This is a genomic window from Bacillus sp. EU55 (genome assembly GCF_038005925.1).
GTDB classification, from domain to species: domain Bacteria; phylum Bacillota; class Bacilli; order Bacillales; family Bacillaceae; genus Bacillus; species Bacillus velezensis.
Genome location: NZ_JBBOUE010000001.1, coordinates 812,374 through 827,120, shown reverse-complemented (window position 1 = coordinate 827,120; position 14,747 = coordinate 812,374). Strand labels below are relative to the sequence as shown.

Here is a 14,747-nt window from a genome sequence, read left to right as displayed (position 1 = left end):
AAAACGTAAAGAGGTGTGCGCCGTTACCATCCTTTCTCACAAAATCATTTCTTCTGTCCTCCTGGCTTTCAGTGTCATGTCCATTGCCCCGCTGTATAACGGCCGTACGGTGTCTGATTACATCTTTGAGTCGCTCGGCTTTTCCTCTTGGCCGGAAGATGGAGCCCATATCTCCGTCATTCCCGGGGTCGTGCTTTACTTTGCGGCGTTAATCTGGTGTGCCGCCGCGTTCAGGCGGACGCTTCCCGCGGCGGGGCTGTTTCTGCTCTTTCTCAGTATGGGGGCCGCTTCCGGTATCAGTCCCGCCACTGAATATGCCGCTTTTTCCTTAAAACAGTTCGCGCCCGAAAAAGAGGCTGTCGAATATGTGAAGCACCGCAGCGAATGCAGTCATCTGGTTGAGCGAAAAAGAGCGGGCATGAGCTGCACGCTTTATATCAATCATTACGGAAAAGGGGAACAAACCATTTCTGTCACCCCGGATTTATCAGAAAACATAAAGGACGTCACATTCAAATCAAAAACATTCATTGTAAAACCCCGTTCAAAAACAATCATCAAAACCCGATTTACCGGATTTTATAAGGGGAAAGCCGCCTCAGACTCCGGATGGTCTTCAGAACCTGAACTGAAAGTGGCAATCCTGTACACAGCAGATTAACCATTTTGCATGTATAATGGTGGAAAACTTTTCATTGGAGGGACTGTGAAATGAAGATCGCCATCGTCGGACTCGGCAATATGGGCCGCCCCATCGCCGAAAATATCATGAAAGCCGGATACAGCCTGACTGTATATAACCGGACGAAAGAAAAAGCGGCTGACCTGCTGGATAAAGGGGCAGAATATGCCGAAACGCCCCGACAGGCAGCTGAACATGCCGACATCGTGCTGTCAATGCTGTCAGACGATGAAGCCGTAACAGACGTGACTTTCGGAGCTTGCGGCATTATTGCCGGGTTATCTGAAAACGGCATTCATATTTCGATGAGCACGATCAGTACAGCGCTGTCAGAACAGCTTTCCGCCGCACATTCGGGCAGAGGGCAGTCCTTTATCGCCGCTCCCGTCCTCGGCCGCCCCGATGCCGCTGAGAAGGCCGAACTCCGCATCATCACAGCCGGACCGGCAGAAGCGAAGAAAAAGGCCGAACCGCTGCTTAACATCCTGAGTCAGCAAGTATTGGACACTGGTGAAGAAACAAAAACGGCCAATGCCGCGAAAATCAGCGTCAATTTCTTGCTCGTTTCTATGCTGGAGGCGTTATCTGAATCATTCTTAATGATGGAGAAATACGGGTTAGAACGGAAACAATTTTTAGAAATCGCCGGCGCGCTCTTTGGCTCTCCCGTCTATCAAAATTACGGCACGATCATGGCTGATGAGAAATTTGAGCCGGCCGGTTTCAAAATGTCTTTAGGGCTCAAGGATACCAATCTGGCGCTCGCCGCCGCTGAACAGGTTTCCGCAAAACTCCCTCTTGCCGAGCTGGCCAAGAGCCATTTTGAAAGCGGGATCGCACAAGGCTTCGGGGATCTGGATTGGGCTGCACTGATTAAAAGCTTAAAATAACAAAATAACACCTCTCCATTACCAGGAGAGGTGTTTTCTACAGGCGCGGCAGCTTCATTTCTTTCTCAAACATCAGGTCATCAATGCTTTTAAACGTGTAGCCTTCTTTTTTCAAATCGGTAATGGCATCGTCCAGAGCTTCTGAATTGTCCTTTGAAACGGTGTGAAGAAGGTAGATCGCGCCGGGATGCGCCTGCTTTATCATGTGATTATAGGCATATTGTTTCCCTTTTTGCTCGTTAACCTTCCAGTCGACAAATGCGACGGACCAGAAAACGGTTTGGTAGCCGAGGCGCTTCGTTTCTTTGAGGACATATTCGCTGAATACGCCGCGCGGCGGACGGAGATACAGGTTGTCCCGCTTTCCGGTAATGTTGTACACAGCTTCCGTGACCGAATCGAGTTCGTCTTGAATCTGATCGCCCGTTTTTGTCGTCAGATCAGGATGATGAAAAGAATGATTGCCGATGATATGGCCTTCCTTTGACATCCGTTTAATCAAATCAGGCTGCTCTTTCACAAAATGACCTGTGACAAAAAAAGTGCCCGTGACGTGATGTTTTTTTAACACATCAAGCACTTTCGGGGTGTACCCATTTTCATATCCGTTATCAAACGTTAAATAGATGGTCTTTTCTTTCGTATTGCCCAAATAAAAGGCATCATATTTTTTGACCAGATTGTCCAGCTGTCTGCCGGCATCCGGCGGCTGATGATTGACGCTGCGTTTAAAGCCCCAGTTTATCCGTTCATTCGGCACGGCTTCTGCGCTGTTGATGCCTCCCGCAAGTAAAACGGCCATGCAGCAAATTGAACAAAACCATTTCATGACCAGCACTCCTTCTGCATTTTTCCTTATTTTGCAGTAGGCCCTGCCCTTTTATACAGCCGCATTATGGAAAAAGAAAAACCCCGGCATCCGCCGGGGTTTATTCCCAATCCTTTTTAAAGCGTTCGTATTTTGCTTCCAGATCATCAAGCATGCCGATGAGCCGGTCTATATCTTCAACGTCCGTTGATTCAGGGTCTAATGAATCAATGACATTCATAAACATATCGAGTCTGTTCTTTAGGTAATCGAGCTGCTGATCTTTGCTGTTTACTGCATTCCCCATACTTCCACTCCATTCATTTTTTATAATGGTAGCGTATTTTTTGCCGTTTTTCAATGGTTCCGCTACTTGCGATCTTGGCTGATCAGGTCTAAAATTAACAGTTGGCAGACGTTAGTATGCCCCATTTATAAAGGAGTTAGATAGTCATGACACAAAACACAACACTGCGTCCGATCACACCGGAGTACGATCCTTGGGAAGCGTACATGGATGTCGACCAGTATGGAGATATGAAACTGACGAACGTTGAATTCACAACGACGACTTTGTGCAATATGAGATGCGAGCACTGCGCCGTCGGGTACACGCTCCAGCCGAAAGACCCGAATGCGCTGCCGATCGACCTTTTATTAAAGCGGCTTGATGAAATTCCTCTGTTACGCTCTATCAGCATTACGGGCGGCGAACCGATGCTTTCGCTGAAATCGGTAAAGGAATACGTCGTCCCGCTTTTAAAATATGCGCATGAACGCGGCGTGCGCACACAGATCAATTCAAACCTGACGCTTGATATCGGGCGCTACGAACGGATTATTCCCTATTTGGACGTTCTTCACATTTCTCACAACTGGGGAACGGTCGAGGACTTTGCCGACATCGGATTTGCGATGATGGAGAAGAAACCGACATTTGAACAGCGGGCGCGCTATTTTGACAAAATGATTGAAAACAGCCGCACGCTGGTCGAAGCAGGTGTAATGGTTTCAGCGGAAACGATGCTCAACAAACGGACACTGCCGCATATCGAACATATTCACCGGCAAATTACCGAAGAAATGAAATGCCAGCGGCACGAAGTCCATCCGATGTATCCGAGTGATTTCGCCAGCGCGCTTGAATCACTCAGCCTGAAAGACATGAGACAGGCCATCCATCATCTGCTCGACATTCGAGATGAAGAGACATGGATGCTGTTCGGTACGCTCCCGTTTTACGCATGCAGTCCTGATGAAGAAGACCAGAAGCTTCTCCGCCGCCTGCGGGAAGCGAAAAACGTTACGGTGCGAAACGACCCTGACGGCCGCTCCCGCCTGAATGTCAACATTTTTGACGGAAATATCATTGTCACGGATTTCGGCGATACACCGCCGCTCGGCAATATTAAAACAGACAGCCTTCCTGAAGCATATGACAAGTGGAGACAGACAAAGCTGAGCAAAGAGCTGAACTGCCGCTGCACAAACGTCCGGTGCCTCGGCCCGAACGTCCTTGTCAAAAACAGTTATTATCAGGACACGGATTTTTCATTACGAAAAGCCAGAGGTTAACAGAAGATGGAAACGACAATTACGGACATTTTGAAAAGCAAAGTGGTTGAGATCATCATCGTCGCTCTCGTGCTTTACACCGGTGTTTTTCTGATCAACCGCTTTGTTCAGGTGTTATTTAAACGCACAGATTTCTTAGAGGAACGGAAAGGGAAGACGATTGAGAGCCTCGTCCGGTCCATCACCCAGTATACGGCGACGATCGGTTTTATCTTTTACGTCATTTCTTTATTTGTTCATGATTTCGGCCGAATTTTAGCCGGGGCGGGCGTTGCCGGTATCGTCATCGGTTTCGGCGCCCAGTCGTTAATCAAGGACATTTTGGCCGGTATCTTTTTAATATATGAACGCCAGCTGCATAAAGGCGATTACGTGACGATTAACAATCTGTTCAACGGCACAGTGGAAGAAATCGGACTCCGTTCCCTCCAGATCCGTGAGTGGACCGGCAAGCTGCTTACCATATCTAACGGTGAGGTCAGACAGCTTCAAAACTATAACATTGATTATATGCGGATTACCGAGTCCGTCGTGATCAGTTACAAGGAAGATCCTGAACGGGTATATGCCATCTTAGAAAAAGCGTGTGACATGCTCAATGATGAGCTTCGCGATTCATTGAAACGGGATGAATTTCTCAATGCGACGGAACCGTTTCAAGTGCATGGAATTATGAGTCTGAACAAATTAACCAGAGGCATAGAATTTACCGTCAAAGGCATGGTTCAAGACACAGAATACTTCTCGGCGAGCCTTGCGGTGAGACGCGTTCTTGCCCGGGAGCTGTACAACAACAATGTGCAATTGCTTGAGGAAATGTATCACACACAAAAAAGCTGATTCCCGAACCGGAATCAGCTTTTTTTATTTATCTCGGCTGCGCTGTCGTTTGAAAACCGAATGTGACATGATCCTGCACCGGAATCCAAGCCCCGATTCCTTGCGAAGTCACATTTTTGACGACAAGTTTCCGCTTGCTGCCTTTCAGCACCAAATACACTTCACCGTATGTTACTTTTCCTTTTTCATTAACGGCCGGAGCGTAGGCGTGCAGGTAGCCGAGCCGCTGCGGAGAAATTTTGTAGGTTTGATCGCGTTTTGTGCCTGCGCCGATAACCGTTTCAAACGCGAGCGGCAGTTTTGTTTTCTTCATCGCTTTTTGCATCATCATGCTTTTTACGTCTTCTGCGTTCGGCACCTTCGCTGTGAGCCCGCCTTTGATTTTGTATTGCTGTTCTTGGGCGTATGAGATAACCGCGGTTTGCTGCCCGCCCCGGTTATCCGCTCTGTTTGTGTTGATTTTTTTATATTCCCAGTTGGCGACCGTTTCGTTCGATTGATAGCCGAGCGCCCATTTCCCGAGAAATATTGTCGCCCGGTATCCGATGGCAAGCGGTGAACCGGAAACCGAGGATTCATTCAGCATTTTAATCAGATGCGGATTTTCGATGTTGATCTCTGATGTATCTAACAATTCCTTTGCCAGTTTGCTCGGCTGAAGCATCGGCTGGTCCTGTGAGGCATTCGGATACGTATTTTCCTTTGAAATGCTTACGACAGAGTTGGGAACTTTAAACGGTTTTTTTGCACCGGCAGACGGCGTTGCGAAAAAACTAAAGGATAACAGCAGAATCAGTGTGGCATGAAACAGCTTTCTCATCATATCACTCTTTCTATAGCATTTTCCTTTAGTCTTTTCCTCCGCAATCGTTGTTATCCGCATTTTTTACAGGTTAAAGCAGGAAAAAACCGATCGCCATGATGACATAGGCGGCAAGGAGCGTAGCCCCTTCAAACCAGTTCGAATCACCGTCATTTGAAATCATCGTCATCAAAAGGACGGATGAGATCATCGCGACAAGCTCGGGCAATGTGAATACAAGCAGCATATTGACCGGAAAAAAGATGGAACAGATCACAAGAACCGGAGCCACAAACATGGCGATCTGCAAAGTCGAGCCTACCGCGATTTCAACGGCGACATCCATTTTGTCTTTGTACGCCATAATAATCGCCGACGCATGCTCTGCGGCATTTCCGACGATTGCGACGATAATCACTCCGATAAACAGCTCGCTCCAGCCGAACTGTTCAGCCACCGCATGAAACGTATGGACAAGGTTTTCAGATATGTAGGCGACGATAATGGTTGAAATAAATAAGACGGCTGTCGCTCTTTTCCCCGACCACTCAGGCTGCTCCTCTTCTTCCTTTGCCTCCGGCTGATTCGGCTGATAAACACCGCGGTGGGTGACGAGCTTGAAATAAAGAGCTGCCACGTACAAAAGGATCATGATGATGCTGATGCCGACACTCAAATCAAGCTTGTTTTTTTCCCCCATATCCATGGAAAACACTTCGGGAATGACAAAAGCTACGATAATGGCAAAAATCAGCAGGCCAGAATTATGCCGGGCATCATGAATATTGAATTCCTGCCGCTTGTATTTCAAACCGCCGATAAAAAACGACAATCCCGCGACGAGCAGAAGATTGCCGAGCACCGAACCGGTCAGTGAAGCAAGCACGATGCCCGTCAGCCCTTCTTTTAGGGCAAAAAGCGATATAATCAGCTCTACCGCATTGCCGAACGTGGCATTCAGCAGACCGCCGATCCGCGGTCCCGCGATAATGGCAAGAGATTCGGTCGCTCTCCCCATATAACTTGCAAGCGCAATAATCGTCAAGCAATAAATAATAAACAAAACCGCTGACGGCCAGTGCATCAGGCCGCCGATGACTGAAAGCGGCACTCCCGCCGCAGCCGTAAAGAAAAAAATCCGATTCATATCTGCCTGGCTCCTTTTTTCGAATGAGTCTTTTTATATCCTTCTCAAAAACTCCCTCAATTACACTTCCGCGGCAGCCCGAATTGGCATTTTCAGGTTGCCGGACGCAGCAAATCCGTGTACGATCAAGAAAGAGACTGAAGAAGGAGAAATACGCGATGTCACGACTGTACTTCTTTATTTTGGTTCTGCTTGTTTCCATCTCCGGATTTTCCCAAGGCATGCTTCTGCCGGTGATCTCCGTCATTTTTGAAACGAACGGAGAATCCGCAGCCATAAACGGACTTCACGCAACCGGCCTTTATATCGGTGTGCTTCTGGCGTCGCCGTTTATGGAGGCCCCGCTGCGCAAGCTCGGATTCAAACCTCTGATGGTCATGGGCGGATTTCTTGTTATCATCAGCTTATTCAGTTTTATTTGGCTTCAATCCATATGGTTATGGTTTTTTCTGCGGCTGCTTATCGGAATCGGGGATCATATGCTGCATTTTTCAACCCAAACGTGGGTGACGTCAAAGTCAACGCCCCGAAACAGAGGAAGAAACATTTCGCTGTACGGACTGTCCTTCGGGCTTGGATTCGCTGTCGGCCCGTTCATGGTCCCTCTTGTGAAAACAAGTCCGTCCCTTCCGTTTATCGTATCCGGCTGTATCAGTCTTGCCGCCTGGCTGTTTGTGTTTGCCTTACGTAACGAGTACCCGGCGCAAGGTCCGGATGAAACATCCGGGGATAACAGCGCAAAACGGTTTTACCGCGCTCTTCTTTTCGGCTGGGTCGCTTTTCTCCCGGCTTTCGGGTACGGTTTTTTAGAAACGGCGCTGAACGGAAGCTTTCCCGTGTACGCCCTGCGTTTAGGCATATCCGTTGATGCCGTCGCGCTGATATTGCCCGCTTTTGCTATCGGAAGTATTGTATTCCAGTTCCCTCTCGGTTTATTAAGCGATCGATTCGGGAGAAAACGTGTCCTGCTCGTCATCTTATTAACGGGTGCCCTTTGCTTTTTGACGGCCGGACTGTTTCCGTCGCCTTCTGTCATCGGCTGCTGCTTTTTCACGGCGGGAATGGCGGTCGGCAGTATGTTTTCCCTCGGCATCAGCTATATGAGCGACCTGCTGCCGTCCCATCTGCTGCCGGCGGGCAATCTGCTCTGCGGCATTTCCTTCAGCCTCGGCAGCATGATCGGCCCGGTGGCGGGCGGCTGGTATATGCAGCGGTTTGAAAGCGCCAACTTGTTTTACTTTATTACGGTGATTCTGGTCTGTATTTGGCTTGCGCTCGTCTTCGGGAAAACAAAGCACAGTCCCGCATCCGAATCCCATTCTTTTCCGGCCTCATAAAAAAGCCGCCTGATCTGAGTCAGGCGGCTTCTTTCTAGTGGTATCCGTTCTGCCCGTTAGCGCTTCCGCTTGTTTTATTCTTCGGGCCGTTTTTTGAGTTTTGTTTATTATGGCTTCCGCCTTTTTTCGTATGCTTGGTCATAATCGATTCCCCTCCGTTTTTCAGCTTGAACGTCATCCGTTCCTCTATAGCTTGCTCCCGCGGTACGGATTTTCATCAGGAAGCTTTTTACGTTTATGTAAAAGCGCGTTGATTTCTCCTCCTAAAATCAGCAGTGTTCCCGTAAGATAAAACCAGATCATAAGGACGATAATTCCCCCGATGCTCCCGTATGTGGCGCTGTAGTTGGCAAAGGTGCCGACGTAAAATGAGAACAGCATACTGACGATAATCCAGCCGGCTGCCGCGAATACGGCTCCCGGCAGCACAAAACGGAGAGAAAGCCTTTTATTCGGCGCGAAAATGTAAAGCGCGGTAAACACGATTAAAAGGATAAGCGGACTGATACCCCAGCGGACAACCGACCATACCTGCAAAAACAGGCCGGAGGCGCTGATGAAATCTGCGGCCAGCATTCCGATTTCTCTCCCGAACACCGGCAGAAGCAATGCGATTAAAATCGTAACCACCATCGCGATGGTTAAAAAAATTGAGGTCAGGCGAATGATGATAAATGAGCGGTTTTCCTCGACTTCGTAGGCATGGTTAAATGCTCTGACAATCGCGTTCATACCATTCGAAGCCGACCAGATGACGGCGATAATCCCGAATGACAAAAGTCCGCCGCTGCGCTTGTTCAGCGTTTGCTCCGTAATGGATTTCACCATGGACATGGCGCTGTCGGGCGCGTATTGATCGACCGCCCCGAGCACGTCTTCTGCCGATATGGGAAGATAGGCGGTGAGCGTCAGCATGAAAATCATCAACGGAAACAATGACAGCAGGAAAAAATACGCCAGCTCCGCCGATTTACTTTGTCCTTCATGCAGAGAAAACCTTGCAAACAGCTCCTTTATAAAACGCATGACATCCCACCTCAATGATCGTTTTTCGAAAAATGCTCCTTCGTTTCTTTTAACAGGTCAATGACCTGCGGCGTCGTCTGCTTCAGCTTGGTGATCTGCCCGTTTAAAAAACCCAGATCTTCCGATACGGTATTGGCGATGATTTTCACTTGATCCAGTTTTGCAGAAGCCTGCTGTTTCAGGGCTTCAGGATGTTTCCGGTAAAATGCCGCACGGCGCCTGCACGCGTCCATGTTCCGGAAACATGCCTCTCTCGTCGGCTTATGTAATAAGGACAGTGCTCCTCCGGCGGCAGCGCCGATCAGAATCGCTTTTGCCATGATGCGTGTCTGCTTCATCGGTCAATCCCCCTTATAAATGATGGTCTTTCTTTATTGTCTCCAGCAAATGACGGCACCCGGATTCGACCAAAGCGTACACCTCGCTGAAATTCCCGGTATAATACGGATCGGGCACGTCCGCAAGGTCCGACTCCGGTACATAATCAAGCAGCCTTGCAATACGCGGCGCCGCTTTTTTATAACCGGCCATGCTGCGCAGATGTCCGATATTTTCTGCATCCATCGCAATGACGTAATCAAAATCGGTCAGATCAGACTCACGGACCTGCCTCGCCGTGATGCCGCTTGCGCTGATCCCTTTCTTCTCCAGGATCTCCTTTGTCCCTTCATGCGGCGGATTTCCCGCATGCCAGGCGCCGATTCCCGCTGAATCAATGTTAATCTGCCCGTTCAGCCCGTTTTTCTTCACCATATCAGAAAATACCGCCTCTGCCATAGGCGACCGGCAAATATTTCCCAGACAGACAAACAGCACATGTATCATATCGATAACCTCCCTATTCTTTCCCCGCATTTTGAGGATCAAAAACCTTATCATCATCTTAGCAACTTTTCTGCGGCTGTGGAAATAAGCTTTTATTCTAAATGAATTCTGTTAGAATAAAGGGTACGAAAAAGGTCATGAAAGGATGCATGAATTTGCCGAGCCAACAAACAGAAACGTTAAACAAAATGATTGAAGACATTTCGCAAAAGCTCAACATGCTCAATGTCGGCGTCATCAGAGCGGAAGATTTCAGTGATGAAAAAATAGAAGATCTTACATACCTTCATCAAATGGTCATGAAAAAAGCATCATTCAGCCCGAGTGAAATGCAGGCCATTGCCGAGGAGCTCGCCTCTCTCAGAAAATAAACCCATGTCAGACCTGCCGAAAAACGGCAGGTCTTTTTTTGATTTAAAAAAAGTAAAAAAAGTTCATCGGTTTGACACATATAAAAAGAAGGAGTATAGTAACTGTGAACTTGGTAGAACGATATACTAAATGAGCGGGCCGCTTATCTTTTTTTATTTAGTAGAACGATATACTCATTGTGATCTCAGCGTTATTCAAGTTTGTTTTGCAACCGTTTTATCAAACAGTTTTCAAAGAAAGGCAGTGGTTCAATAAAGGGGAATCGTGCTGTTCTTTTATCAATTTAAAAAATAATTTAATTCTTTATTAACCGCATTAGGGGATGTCATCATGAAAAACATATACACCAAAATGGCAGCGGGTCTTTATATTAACTATTTCCTGCTGGGCATGATCAATATTATTATCGCATCCAATATGGAGGCATTATCAAAACAGCTTCATACATCCGCAGCCGGGGTCAGCTATTTGGTCTCCGCCATCGGAATCGGGAAGCTGATTTCGCTTCTGTTTGCCGGGAAGCTTTCGGATACATTCGGGAGACGGCCGTTTATCGTATCGGGCGCCTTTCTGTATCTGATTTTCCTAATCGGAATTCCGCTTTCGACAAACTATACAGCCGCGTTTATCTTCGCCATTTTCGCCGGGATCGCCAATTCCTTTTTGGATTCCGGGACATATCCGGCGCTTATTGAAGGATTTCCGAAAAACGCAAGCTCTGCAACCGTGTTAATCAAAGCGTTTGTATCCATCGGCGCGACGGTGCTTCCGTTTTTTATCGCGTTTATTGCGGACAGGCATTTGTTTTACGGCTGGACGTTTTTCGTACCGGGCATTATTTTCTTCCTGAACGGCTTTTTCCTGTTAAAAGTTCCGTTTCCGAATCATAAGCAAAAAGAAGACGGCGGCCGGACGGAAGCCTCTCCGTCTGATGGCGCGTTCACATCACAGCCGTCGATATGGCGTGAAGGCCTTGCGATCATTCTGTTAGGCTTTTCATCTACGGCGCTGTTTATGCTCGTTCAAGTATGGCTTCCTAAGTTCGGGCAAACCGTTTTGGGCATGCCTGAGGTGCAGGCCGTCAAATTGTTGAGCTATTACAGCATCGGGGCGCTTGTATCCGTATTATTGCTGGCTGTGCTGTTAAACAGAGTGATTCAGCCGATTACGGTAATGGTGCTGTACCCTGTGATCGCGGCAATCGCGCTGCTTGCTCTGATTTTCATTCATCAGCCGGCCGTATCAGTCATCAGCTCCTTTGTCATCGGACTTTCAACTGCGGGCATTCTGCAATTGGCGATGACGGTTATGGCTGTTTTATTCCCTAAAAATAAAGGTACGATCACATCTTTTGTTAATATAGCATCAAGCTTATCTTTTATTGTCATTCCGCTTGTAACGGGAGCGATATCCAAAGCGGCCGGCCTGACGCCTGTTTTTCTGCTTGATATCGGAATTGCGGCCGTCAGCGCCCTTCTCGCATTGTTTATCGGAATCCGCTTTAAGCAAGTGATGAAAGCCTGACTATTTTTTAAGGGAGAGGATTTATCATGCAATCTATCACGATCAGAAACACGGTCATCGGCGAAGGGCTTCCGAAGATCATTGTGCCGCTGATGGCGGCCGGAGAGAAAGAACTGCTCGAAGAAATGGAAGCCGTCAACAGGCTTTGCCCGGATATCATTGAGTGGCGGGCGGATGTGTACGAGCATGTTGACAGCCTGGACGCCGTAAAAGGCATGCTTGAAAAGCTGCGGAAAGCCGCAGGCGCAACACCGCTGCTTTTCACATTCAGAACCCATAAAGAAGGCGGAAATAAAGTTATTGATGACCGCTTTTACATTGAATTGCTTAAAACCGCCATCGAAACAAAACATATTGACCTTGCAGACGTTGAGTTGTTTACGGGAGAAGCGGAAGTCAAATCAATTGTGAAAACCGCTGAAGATAACGGCGTATATGTCGTCATGTCCAATCATGATTTTCATCAGACACCGAAAAAAGAAGAAATCATTTCCCGGCTGCGGAACATGCAGGCGTACGGCGCGCACATTCCGAAAATCGCGGTGATGCCGCAAAGCACTGAAGATGTTTTCGTCTTATTGGATGCCACTCACACGATGAAAACACAATACGCAGACCGGCCGATCATCACGATGTCAATGGCGGGGACAGGCCTGATCAGCCGCCTGGCCGGCGAAGTCTTCGGCTCAGCGTGCACGTTCGGAGCGGGCAAAGAAGCATCAGCGCCCGGACAGATTCCCGTTGAAGAATTGCGCAGCGTACTCAGCATTTTAAATAAACATATGTAATCAGCGTTTTTCTGCCCTCAAAGCGGGATGAAAAACAAATGAATGGACTAACGGAGGAATACATCATGAAGAAAGATTTAGGACGGATTAACGGAAAAACTCAGCTTATCGGATTATTCGCGACACCGATCGGACACTCTTTATCTCCGGCGATGCACAACCTGGCGTTTAAAAAATTAGGATTGAACTACGCTTACCTCGCGTTTGAAGTCGGCAATGAACAGCTGGAAGATGTGGTAACGGGAATGCGCGCCTTAAACGTCAGAGGATTCAATGTCTCGATGCCGAACAAGATGAACATTCTCCCTTACCTCGATGAACTCGCGGATTCAGCGAAATTCACCGGCGCGGTGAATACAGTCGTTAATGAAAACGGCAGACTGATCGGACACTCGACTGACGGTATGGGATACGTCCGCAACTTAAAAGAACACGGCATCGATATCACAGGCAAAAAAATGACGCTGGTCGGTTCCGGCGGGGCCGCCACTCCGATAGCGATTCAATCCGCATTGGAAGGCCTCGGAGAAATCTCTATTTTCGCCCGTAATGACGCGTTTTTCGAAAAAGCGGAAGAAAACGTCCGCATTATCAATGAAGAAATGAAGGGATCTTCTTGTAAAGCGAAAGTCTTCCCGCTCGAAGATCAAGATGCGCTGCGTGCTGAAATCGCTTCAAGCGATATTTTCACAAACGGAACAGGTGTCGGCATGAAACCGCTTGAAGGCTTGAGCGTCATTGAAGATACATCCATGCTCCGTCCTGATTTGATTGTGACAGACGTCGTTTACAACCCCGTTACGTCGAAATTGCTTGAACAAGCTCAAGCGGCCGGCTGCAGCACCATTAACGGCCTCGGCATGATGCTTTGGCAGGGCGCCATGGCATTTGAATATTGGACAGGCCGTGAAATGCCGGTTCAGTATATTAAAGAGCAAATGTTTGAATAACCTATTGTGACAGAAGCGCCGAAGGACAATCCGTCTTCCGGCGCTTTGTCATTTTCTCCCCTCTCTCTTTCTTCTCATGCGCCAAAACGCTTATAATGGATGTAACGAATAAAAACCAAGTGAGGAATGCGACGTATGAAACAGCAAAAAAAACGCCGGGTGACATTGCAGCAGGTCGCTGAACATGCCGGCGTCTCAACATCCACCGCTTCATTAATCGTCCGCAACAATCCGCGAATTTCCGAAGCGACCCGTGAGAAAGTGCTGCAATCCATGCGGGAGCTGGGGTACGTATATGATCGGGTCGCCGCGAATTTACGATCACAGACGTCCACAACGGTAGGATTGATTATTACTGACATTTCCAATACGTTTTTCTCAGAGTTTCTGATCGGCGTTCAGAATACGCTTGAGGAAGTCGGATTAACGGTGCTGTTAGGCACGACATTTGATTCCGTCGCCAAGCAGGAACAGCTGATCTCGACCATGCTGGAACACAGGGTCGGCGGATTGATTTTGTGTCCGGTTTCAGGTACGGCTGAGGAAACCCTTTCCCGCCTTGAGCAGCTTGACATTCCGGTCGTGCTCGCCGTCAGGGAGATTGCCGATGCAGATTGTGATTTTGTCGGAGCCGATTATGAGGAAGGCACCTATAAGGCAGTGCGTCATTTCATTGAGAAAGGCCATCAGGAGATTGCGTTTCTGGGCGGCGTGAAGCACTCATCAACATGGACGAAGCGTATGAAAGGGTTTAAAAAAGCGCTCCGTGAAGCGGATCTGGATGTGAAAAATGAATATGTCATTGACAGCGCGCCGACCCGCGAAGCAGGCTGTGAAGCCGTGACGGAGCTCCTCCGCCGGTCTGAGCGCCCGACCGCGATTTTCTGCTTCAGTGATTTGGTCGCGTTCGGCGTCATGCAAGGGATCAGAAAAGCCGGGCTCGTTCCGGGCGAAGATATTGACATTATCGGCTTTGATAACGTGCCGGAAGCTGAAATTTCTTATCCCCCGCTTACAACCGTTTCTTCCTTTCCGCGGCAGTCGGGAAAAGAAGCGGCTCAATTGCTGCATCATAAAATCACCAGTTCCCAGCACAAAAAACAACGCATTATTCTGGCGCCTGAGCTGGTCATCCGGGAATCTTCACAAAAAAAGCGGAACGCCTGATACGGCGCTCCGCT

The 14,747-nt window shown here is 48.3% G+C and carries 18 protein-coding genes; 10 read left to right on the top strand and 8 right to left on the bottom strand.

Features of this window, described 5'->3' with window-relative positions:
• Nucleotides 1-13: 13 nt before the first annotated feature.
• Together NYE50_RS04250 and NYE50_RS04245 are read left to right on the top strand one after the other, a co-directional pair.
• Entirely contained in the window at nt 14-661 is a 648-nt protein-coding gene (locus tag NYE50_RS04250; RefSeq protein ID WP_224988624.1) for a hypothetical protein, read from the top strand.
• Nucleotides 662-711: 50 nt separating this feature from the next.
• Entirely contained in the window at nt 712-1,572 is an 861-nt protein-coding gene (locus tag NYE50_RS04245; protein ID WP_224988625.1) for an NAD(P)-dependent oxidoreductase, read from the top strand.
• A 37-nt stretch (nt 1,573-1,609) separates the two neighbouring features.
• On the opposite strand, the gene pdaA is transcribed toward NYE50_RS04245, so the two are convergent.
• Nucleotides 1,610-2,401 (bottom strand): delta-lactam-biosynthetic de-N-acetylase, encoded by a 792-nt coding sequence (gene pdaA / locus NYE50_RS04240; protein ID WP_160216778.1) that lies wholly within the window; start codon nt 2,399-2,401, stop codon nt 1,610-1,612.
• Nucleotides 2,402-2,501: 100 nt separating this feature from the next.
• A complete protein-coding gene (locus tag NYE50_RS04235) occupies nt 2,502-2,687 on the bottom strand; it encodes an SE1561 family protein (RefSeq protein ID WP_003155558.1) in 186 nt (61 codons plus the stop codon).
• Nucleotides 2,688-2,833: 146 nt separating this feature from the next.
• Between NYE50_RS04235 and yfkAB the strand changes: the two genes are divergently transcribed.
• A complete protein-coding gene (yfkAB, locus tag NYE50_RS04230; RefSeq protein ID WP_014417201.1) occupies nt 2,834-3,955 on the top strand; it encodes a radical SAM/CxCxxxxC motif protein YfkAB in 1,122 nt (373 codons plus the stop codon).
• A gap of 6 nt (nt 3,956-3,961) precedes the next feature.
• Nucleotides 3,962-4,795, top strand: coding sequence for a mechanosensitive ion channel family protein (locus tag NYE50_RS04225; RefSeq protein WP_224988626.1), 834 nt, complete (start codon nt 3,962-3,964; stop codon nt 4,793-4,795).
• A gap of 28 nt (nt 4,796-4,823) precedes the next feature.
• Here the strand turns inward: NYE50_RS04225 and NYE50_RS04220 are convergent, their stop codons facing one another.
• Nucleotides 4,824-5,618, bottom strand: a complete 795-nt coding sequence (locus tag NYE50_RS04220; RefSeq protein WP_088056277.1) for a YfkD famly protein — start codon at nt 5,616-5,618, stop codon at nt 4,824-4,826.
• 70 nt (nt 5,619-5,688) lie between these two features.
• A complete protein-coding gene (cax, locus tag NYE50_RS04215) occupies nt 5,689-6,744 on the bottom strand; it encodes a calcium/proton exchanger (protein WP_159353905.1) in 1,056 nt (351 codons plus the stop codon).
• A gap of 158 nt (nt 6,745-6,902) precedes the next feature.
• Here cax and NYE50_RS04210 point away from each other — a divergent pair, with 158 nt between their 5' ends.
• Nucleotides 6,903-8,081 carry an MFS transporter gene (locus NYE50_RS04210; protein WP_029974039.1) on the top strand — a complete coding sequence of 393 codons (1,179 nt, stop codon included), beginning with the start codon at nt 6,903-6,905 and terminating at the stop codon, nt 8,079-8,081.
• 34 nt (nt 8,082-8,115) lie between these two features.
• On the opposite strand, the gene NYE50_RS04205 is transcribed toward NYE50_RS04210, so the two are convergent.
• The 4 genes from NYE50_RS04205 to NYE50_RS04190 are packed head-to-tail and all read right to left on the bottom strand — an operon-like array spanning nt 8,116 to nt 9,932.
• Nucleotides 8,116-8,259, bottom strand: coding sequence for a hypothetical protein (locus NYE50_RS04205; protein WP_017419116.1), 144 nt, complete (start codon nt 8,257-8,259; stop codon nt 8,116-8,118).
• A gap of 8 nt (nt 8,260-8,267) precedes the next feature.
• Nucleotides 8,268-9,107, bottom strand: a complete 840-nt coding sequence (locus NYE50_RS04200; protein WP_159353904.1) for a YihY family inner membrane protein — start codon at nt 9,105-9,107, stop codon at nt 8,268-8,270.
• Nucleotides 9,108-9,118: 11 nt separating this feature from the next.
• Complete coding sequence (locus NYE50_RS04195) at nt 9,119-9,445, bottom strand: hypothetical protein (RefSeq protein WP_095061139.1); 327 nt, start codon at nt 9,443-9,445, stop codon at nt 9,119-9,121.
• Nucleotides 9,446-9,458: 13 nt separating this feature from the next.
• Entirely contained in the window at nt 9,459-9,932 is a 474-nt protein-coding gene (locus NYE50_RS04190) for a low molecular weight protein-tyrosine-phosphatase (protein ID WP_115941313.1), read from the bottom strand.
• Between the two features lie 155 nt (nt 9,933-10,087).
• Between NYE50_RS04190 and NYE50_RS04185 the strand changes: the two genes are divergently transcribed.
• From NYE50_RS04185 to NYE50_RS04165, 5 genes are all read left to right on the top strand, one after another.
• Entirely contained in the window at nt 10,088-10,303 is a 216-nt protein-coding gene (locus NYE50_RS04185; RefSeq protein WP_003155571.1) for a DUF1128 domain-containing protein, read from the top strand.
• Between the two features lie 331 nt (nt 10,304-10,634).
• Nucleotides 10,635-11,828: an MFS transporter gene (locus NYE50_RS04180; RefSeq protein WP_021493871.1), complete on the top strand. Its 1,194-nt coding sequence runs from the start codon at nt 10,635-10,637 to the stop codon at nt 11,826-11,828.
• A gap of 26 nt (nt 11,829-11,854) precedes the next feature.
• On the top strand, nt 11,855-12,616 hold the full coding sequence (gene aroD, locus NYE50_RS04175) for a type I 3-dehydroquinate dehydratase (protein WP_021493872.1): 762 nt from the start codon (nt 11,855-11,857) through the stop codon (nt 12,614-12,616).
• 65 nt (nt 12,617-12,681) lie between these two features.
• A complete protein-coding gene (locus tag NYE50_RS04170) occupies nt 12,682-13,566 on the top strand; it encodes a shikimate dehydrogenase (RefSeq protein WP_014720860.1) in 885 nt (294 codons plus the stop codon).
• Between the two features lie 135 nt (nt 13,567-13,701).
• Nucleotides 13,702-14,733 (top strand): LacI family DNA-binding transcriptional regulator, encoded by a 1,032-nt coding sequence (locus NYE50_RS04165; RefSeq protein ID WP_022552753.1) that lies wholly within the window; start codon nt 13,702-13,704, stop codon nt 14,731-14,733.
• Nucleotides 14,734-14,747: the final 14 nt, after the last annotated feature.